This is a genomic window from Comamonas sp. FUJ_7 (assembly GCF_057369555.1).
In genome coordinates, this window is the sequence record NZ_JBXXZI010000019.1 from 1 (window position 1) to 7,228 (window position 7,228).

5 protein-coding genes and 1 tRNA gene are annotated in these 7,228 nt (G+C 57.8%); all 6 read left to right on the top strand.

The annotated features are described in order from the left end of the window. Positions 1-17: 17 nt before the first annotated feature. The 6 genes from AC2I9W_RS17445 (at position 18) to AC2I9W_RS17470 (ending at position 7,080) form a co-directional block, all read left to right on the top strand. Positions 18-94 (top strand) — tRNA-Asp (locus AC2I9W_RS17445). 184 nt (positions 95-278) lie between these two features. After that, the gene (locus AC2I9W_RS17450) at positions 279-770 is read left to right on the top strand and encodes a hypothetical protein (protein WP_486411185.1); all 492 of its coding nucleotides are present in this window, start codon (positions 279-281) and stop codon (positions 768-770) included. Between the two features lie 314 nt (positions 771-1,084). Beyond that, a complete protein-coding gene (locus AC2I9W_RS17455; RefSeq protein WP_486411189.1) occupies positions 1,085-2,374 on the top strand; it encodes a TolC family protein in 1,290 nt (429 codons plus the stop codon). 44 nt (positions 2,375-2,418) lie between these two features. Next, complete coding sequence (locus tag AC2I9W_RS17460) at positions 2,419-3,630, top strand: efflux RND transporter periplasmic adaptor subunit (protein WP_486411186.1); 1,212 nt, start codon at positions 2,419-2,421, stop codon at positions 3,628-3,630. 4 nt (positions 3,631-3,634) lie between these two features. After that, the gene (locus AC2I9W_RS17465; RefSeq protein ID WP_486411187.1) at positions 3,635-6,724 is read left to right on the top strand and encodes an efflux RND transporter permease subunit; all 3,090 of its coding nucleotides are present in this window, start codon (positions 3,635-3,637) and stop codon (positions 6,722-6,724) included. A gap of 20 nt (positions 6,725-6,744) precedes the next feature. Continuing rightward, positions 6,745-7,080: a P-II family nitrogen regulator gene (locus AC2I9W_RS17470; protein WP_486411188.1), complete on the top strand. Its 336-nt coding sequence runs from the start codon at positions 6,745-6,747 to the stop codon at positions 7,078-7,080. Positions 7,081-7,228 lie beyond the last annotated feature (148 nt).

A 7,228-nucleotide genomic window follows, 5' to 3' on the forward strand; every position in this document is an offset into this window, starting at 1 on the left:
GGCAAAGCTTCCTGCCAGGAGTGGTAGTTCAGTTGGTTAGAATACCGGCCTGTCACGCCGGGGGTCGCGGGTTCGAGTCCCGTCCACTCCGCCAGATTCAAAAAGCCGCAATCAAGAAATTGGTTGCGGCTTTTTTCTTTTCTGGAAGGTGTTTTCAATGTGTGTGGACTGCGATTTTGATAGCGAGATACCCTTTCTCTGTAGGTGTTAGGGCGATGCGCTATTCTGCGGAGCCTCACTGTTTCCCGAAGTGATTTCTTGGGAACTTTTTCACAATCTTGCACACCATCTTGTCACTTGCAGGCAATGCTTTGCTGCTTGCCCTTCTTCTTGCCATTGCTCATCTCCTCGTTTCTCTTTTAAACCTCACCATGCGTCCAGCGTCTTCTTTCTTGCTGTCGCTTCTTCTGCTTGCCTCAATTGTGGGTGTGCAGTTGTTCGCGATGTGGCCTTCGGGCTCGCAAGATGTGAGCGCTATGGTTTATGTGCCGGAATTGGAGCCGCATGAGTACGGTGTAGACGTTTTGCAAGAGTTTGAGGATGACGTAGAGGATGAGGTGGTGGAATTTTCCATTCATCGACCACACCGCACAGCTGAACTCAACTCGGCGCAAGATGATCGCAATGAATTATTTGGACCGCCAGAAGCGGTCATTGTCGACGTAGCCGATAAAAAGGTGCAGCCACAGGCGCATGTGGTGTACCCGACTTCCCCTTGGCCTCAGAGCATGCTGAGGCCGCCAAATAGTGGCCTGCCACTGGCAGGCTAGCGCTCTTTTATCAGGCCATTACGCCTTTGCGCGGTTGATGCAGCCTGTATTTGCCATTGCGATCAAGCAACCGGGTGCGACATGTGCTTGTCCTAAGCACATGGGGTAGTACCTGCTTCAAGAGCTATTCCACCAGCTCATTTCCGCCTGAATCTGTTGCAGAGCATGACTTCGCTCGTGCAGTCGGTATGGTTTTTCGACCCTTTTCTCACTTTATCTGCCCTCAAGAAGGCAGTGTGTCTATGTCTTATAGATTGATAGCGCCGGTTTCTGTGCCGGTCAGGGCTAGTCGTAACCTTTTGGGCCAAGTGCCTTTGCGCAAACTCCAGCGGTCGGCGGTGCTGAGCCTTTGCCTTGCTGCTGCTTTGGCGGCACAAGCGCAGGAGCAGCCAGCTCCTGAGCCCGTGGTCAGCAGCACCAACTCCGATCAAGCGCAACCCAAGCTGACGCTGAATCAGTTGGTTCAGGCGGTGCTGGCTCACAATCCAGAGCTGCGCTCTGTACAGCAGTCAGGGGTGACGGCTCAGGCTGCGGTCATCAGTGCCAGTGCCTTGCCTAATCCCAAGCTGGAATGGAGTCGTGGGGACAACAAGGCTAGGCTGGCCTCGGCGACGCCCGGTAATGTGACGAGCATGGGAGTTTCTGTACCCATTGAAATGCCGTCCGTACGTGCTGCACGCATTGAAGCTGCAGAGGCAGGGCAGCGTGCATCCGTGCACCAGATTGCTGCTTCGCGCAACGCACTGGTCGCTCAGGTCAAGCTCAAAGCCTATGAAGTGGTACTGCGACAAGCGCAGGCCAATGCGGCCCATGACGCAGTGAAGTTGCTGGAGCAGGCCCATGAGCGTGTAAGAGTGCGCGTCTCCAGTGGCGAAGCGGCACGCTATGAAATCATCAAGGCTGATGCAGAGCTTATCAATGCTCGACAACAGGAGCAGTCCGCCCGTTTGCTGGCGGAGCAATCGCAGTTGACCCTGAATCGCCTGGCTGCCGGTCAGTTGCCTGCCCGCTTCGATTTGGCACTGTCTTTGCAAGACCCGGTGGAGCTGGCAGAGCTGAGCAGTATCAATTGGCAGACTCATCCGGAGTTGCTGCAATTGCAGTCCGAGGTGGATAAGGCGCAAGCGCAGAAGAACGGAGCCAAGGCCAGCCGTTGGCCTGGTCTCGAGCTGCGTTACGCACAAACGCGCGAGCCCGATATCCGCAACAACACAGTGGGCGTGAGCGTGCAGATCCCTTTGTTCGATCAGCGCCGAGGCCCTATCGATGAGGCTGCCTCTGAAGCCGAGCGTGCACGACTGCGGATGGAGGGGCGCAAAGCCGAGCTGGAGCAGCAGGTGCTGCAGGCTTGGAAGGTCATGGAGATGGCGCAGGTGCGCACCAAAGCGCTGAGCGAGGGGGCGGTGCGCGAGGCTGAGTCGGCTCTGCGCGTGGCCGAGGCCGCTTACCGCTTTGGCGAGCGCGGCATTCTGGATGTTCTGGACGCACAGCGGGTACTGCGCACCGTCAGGGCTGACTTGCTGGAGGCCCGTTACCAGCTTCAGTCGGCACGCATTGAGCTGGACTTTTTGGCTGGTCGCTATGCAGATTTTTCCGCCCTTTGATGCGTCAAAGCCAAGAACAGATTTCCGTTTTTTGAATTCCATTTATGTCTTCTCATCATGACTCCAGGACTGCACGTCCTGTTTCTCTGGTTCTGGCCCTGGCACTTGCAGGGCTGACAACACTGACCCTTACGGCTTGTGGAAAGGGCGAGCAGCAAGCCGCTGCGCCCGTGGCTACTGCAGACGCCAAGGTGGATCTGGATCCTATGGAGGTCATTGTTTCGGCCGACATGGCGAGTAACTTCAAGACGGCCGCTGTGATGCAGGCCGAGGTGGCATCGGTGCGTGAAATTGCGGGCCGTATTGAAGCCAATGAGCGCAAGGTCACTCGTATCGGCGCAGTTGTGACCGGTCGTGTGACCGAGGTACTGGCAGAGACCGGTGACCGCGTCAAACCCGGCCAGACACTGGCCCGTGTTGCCAGTCCTGAATTGACAGCGGCGCAGCTTGCTTACATGCGTGCAAGCGCTACAGCAACTCTGGCTGAGCGTTCTGCCGAACGAGCACGCCAGCTGATTGCAGCGGATGTGATCGGTTTTGCCGAGCTGCAGCGACGAGAGTCTGAAGTGCAGATCGCCAGGGCTGAATTGCAGGCAGCGGGCGATCAGCTCAAGATGATGGGGCTGTCAGGGGCGGCTTTGAGCAGCTTGCGCGCGAAGGGCAGTGTGGCTCCCAATGCCGCTATCACCGCTTCTGCCGCCGGTATCGTCATTGAACGCCAGGTAAGTCAAGGTCAGGTGGCTCAGCCAGGAGATCCTTTGTTCACGGTGGCAGATTTGTCGAATGTGTGGGTTGTCGGTGCTCTGCCGGAACAGGTCGCACGCAGCGTGCAGGCTGGTCAGAATGTGGAGGTTGATGTGCCAGCGCTGGGCCTGACTGTGGAAGAGGCTCCGATCTCCGGCAAGATCATTTACGTAGGTGACACGGTGTCGCCAGATACGCGCACGGTGACCATCCGCACCCAGGTCGACAACAAGGATCTGGCACTCAAGCCCCAGATGCTTGCCACCATGAAGATTCAGGGAGCCCCTGAAAAGAAGCTGGCAATTCCTGTCCTGGCAGTGGTGCGAGAAAACGATAAAGACCATGTCTACGTCAAGAAGGCGGAGAACCACTATCGCCTGACGCCAGTAGAGCTGGGGGCTGCAAGTGATGGCCTGCGACCTGTGATCAAGGGCTTGAGTGAAGGCACGCAGATCGTGGTTGAGGGCGCCTTCCATTTGAACAACGAGCGCAAGCGCGCAGAGTTGGAGTAAGCCCATGATTGCCTCCATGATTCGTGCCGCGCTATCGCAGCGGCTAGTGGTGATCGTGCTAGCGCTGGTGATGTGCGGCTTTGGTCTGCGTGCCGCCATGAACCTGTCGGTGGATGCTTTCCCCGACGTGACCAATGTGCAGGTGCAGATTGCCACGGAAGCGCCTGGCCGCTCTCCCGAAGAGATTGAGCGCTTTGTGACCGTGCCTCTCGAAATTGCCATGACGGGTTTGCCTGGCCTGGCCGAGATGCGCTCGCTCAACAAAAGCGGCCTGTCCATCATCACCTTGGTGTTCACCGACGAAACCGATGTGTACTTTGCCCGTCAGTTGGTGACGGAGCGGCTGATTGAAGTCACACCGCGCATGCCCCAAGGGATTGTTCCGGTGTTGGGCCCTGTGTCCACCGGGCTGGGCGAGGTCTATCAGTACACGCTGGACCACCCTGATGATGGTGAACGTGCACTGACGCAGGCTGAGCTGACTGAGCGCCGCACCATTCAGGACTGGGTGGCGCGTCCACTGCTGCGCTCCATTCCGGGTGTGGCGGAAATCAACTCCCAGGGCGGCTATGTCAAGCAGTACCAGGTGCTGGTGGATCCTGCGCGCCTGCGTCACTATGACTTGAGCGTGCGCCAGGTGGTGCAGGCCGTGGCCGATAACAACGCCAACGCCAGCGGCGGCATCTTGCCGCAGGTGACGGAGCAGTATCTGATTCGCGGCGTAGGCATGATTCGCACGCTGGACGATATTGAAAACATCGTGCTCAAGGAGCAGGGTGGGGTGCCTGTCTATGTGCGCGATGTGGCCAAGGTGCAGATTGACGCCGAGGTTCGGCAGGGCGCCATCATCAAAGGCGGCTATACCGAAGGTGTGTCGGGCATTGTGCTGATGATGCGCGGCGGTAATGCCAAGGAGGTCGTGACTCGCGTGAAGGAGCGCGTGGACGAGATCAATTCCAAGGGAATGCTGCCTGGCGGTTTGCAGATCGTGCCTTACTACGATCGTACCGATCTGGTCGATTCGGCCCTTTGGACCGTGGGTAAGGTGCTGCTTGAAGGCATCTTCCTCGTGGTGGTGGTGCTGTTCATCTTCCTGGGCGATGTGCGCTCCAGCCTGATTGTGGTGGCAACGCTGATCATCACGCCGCTGACCACCTTCATCTTGATGAACAAGTACGGCATTTCCGCCAACCTGATGTCCTTGGGAGGGCTGGCCATTGCCATTGGCTTGATGGTGGACGCCACTGTGGTGGTGGTGGAGAACGTCTTTCACAAGCTGGGCCAGGCCGGAAACTCGCGCGGCGAGCGTATTCGCACCGTGTTGTCGGCCACCGTGGAAGTGGCGACGCCCACCATCTTCGGTATTGCCATCATCATCTTGGTGTTCCTGCCACTGATGACCCTGCAGGGCATTGAAGGCAAGATGTTTGGCCCGCTGGCGCTGACCATTGCCATGGCGCTGGCCATCTCCTTGGCGGTGTCACTGTTCCTGTCGCCTGTGCTGTGCTCGTACTTCCTCAAGGGTGGTGCAGACCACGATACCAAGCTAATCGCCTTCCTCAAGCGCCACTATCTGCGTTTGCTCGATGGCGCGACTGCACGCAATCGCCTGACGCTGGCTGTGGCCGTGGCCTTGCTGATTGGTTCGCTGGGCCTGTTCCCGTTCTTGGGCAAATCCTTTATGCCGACCATGAAGGAAGGGGCGCTGACGCCGCAGATCAACCGCGTGCCCAGCATTTCTCTGGATGAATCCATCCGCATGGAAATGGCTGCCATGAAGGAAGTAGCGCAGGTGCCGGGCGTGAAGTCTGTGGTGTCCAAGCTGGGACGAGGTGAATCGCCAGCCGACCCTGCAGGACCCAATGAATCCGACCCCATCGTGATTCTGGACCCCGAGTCAGGACGTACTCAGGACGAGATTGATGAAGATATTCGTCAGCGCCTGTCCAAGATTCCAGGCGTGCAGATCGTGCTGTCGCAGCCCATTTCCGAGCGTGTCGATGAAATGGTGACGGGCGTGCGTTCGCAACTGGCGGTCAAGGTGTTCGGTGACGAGCTGGAAGAGCTCAAGGACGTTTCCGAGCAGGTGGCGCGCATTTTGAAGAGCGTTTCCGGCAGTGCGGATATTCGTATTGAGCGCCTGTCAGGGCAGCAGGCGCTGACCGTGGATATCGATCGCAAAGCGATTGCGCGACACGGCCTCAATGTGGCTGATGTGCAAAGCGTGCTGGAGTCCGCGATTGGTGGCAAGGACGTGACGACCTTGTATGAGGGAGAGCGTCGTTATGCCGTGGTGGTTCGCTTCCCCGAGGCTTACCGCAGCTCTTCTCAGTCCATCGGCGCTACTTTGCTGACGACGCCCACCGGTGCGCAAGTGCCGCTGAGCAGTCTGGCCAAGATCGAATTGGTGGATGGCCCTGCGCAAATCAGCCGCGAAGGCGGCAAGCGCCGAGTGGTGGTTGGCGCCAACGTGGAAGGGCGTGACCTGGCCGGCTTTGTGGCCGAGGTGGAGCAACGTCTGGAGCAAGAGGTCAAGCTGCCCGATGGTTACTACTTCAAGTTCGGCGGTCAGTTCGAGAACATGGAGCGCGCCATGGGCACGCTGCAGGTGATCGTGCCGCTGACCATTGTGGCCATCTTCTTCCTGCTGTTCCTGCTGTTCAATTCCATCAAGCTGGCCAGCCTGATCATTCTGGTGCTGCCTTTTGCCTCGATTGGTGGCTTGATTGGCTTGTTTGTTACCGGGGAATATTTGAGCGTGCCGGCTTCCGTGGGCTTTATTGCGCTGTGGGGTATTGCGGTGCTCAATGGTGTGGTGCTGGTTTCCTGCATCCGTCACCTGCGTCAGGATGGTCTGGATGTTGCCCAAGCGGTGCGCGAGGGCTGTATTCAGCGCTTCCGTCCGGTGATGATGACTGCCACTGTGGCCTTGCTGGGCCTGGTGCCTTTCCTGTTTGCGACAGGTCCAGGCTCTGAAGTTCAGCGTCCCTTGGCCATTGTGGTGATCGGGGGGCTGATTACCTCGACGCTGTTGACGCTGGTGGTGCTGCCTACGCTGTATCGCTGGTTTGACGAAAAGCCGACCGAGGCTTGATTTGAAAAAGGAGTGATTCGATGACGATGAAAGAAATCCGAGCCATCGTGCGCCCCAGCCGCTTGGAGCGCTTGCGCACCGAGTTGCGCGCGATACCGAACTTTCCTGGCGTGACCATCTTCAAGGCAGAGGGCTTTACCGCTCCTGCCGCGGTAGACAAGCGCACAGTCAAAGATGAATTGACTGACTTTTCAGACAAGCTGATGGTCTGCGTGATTGTGGAAGAGTCCATGGTCGAGCCGATTCGCGAAGCCATCATTGCCGCCTGCCGTACCGGCCAGATTGGCGACGGCCTGGTCTGGACGGTGGATATCAGCGACATGCATCGCATACGCGATGGCGGTGCTGTGAGCTGATGCGGCCTTCGTGCTGAAAGAAAAAGGGATGCCGATGCATCCCTTTTTCATGAGATAGAGAAATATGTTGCAGGTTTGGGAAAAACAGCGAAAACCCTGTGCTACAATTTTTGCATTGCAGCAGAGAAACACTGTTTCCTTGCTTCAA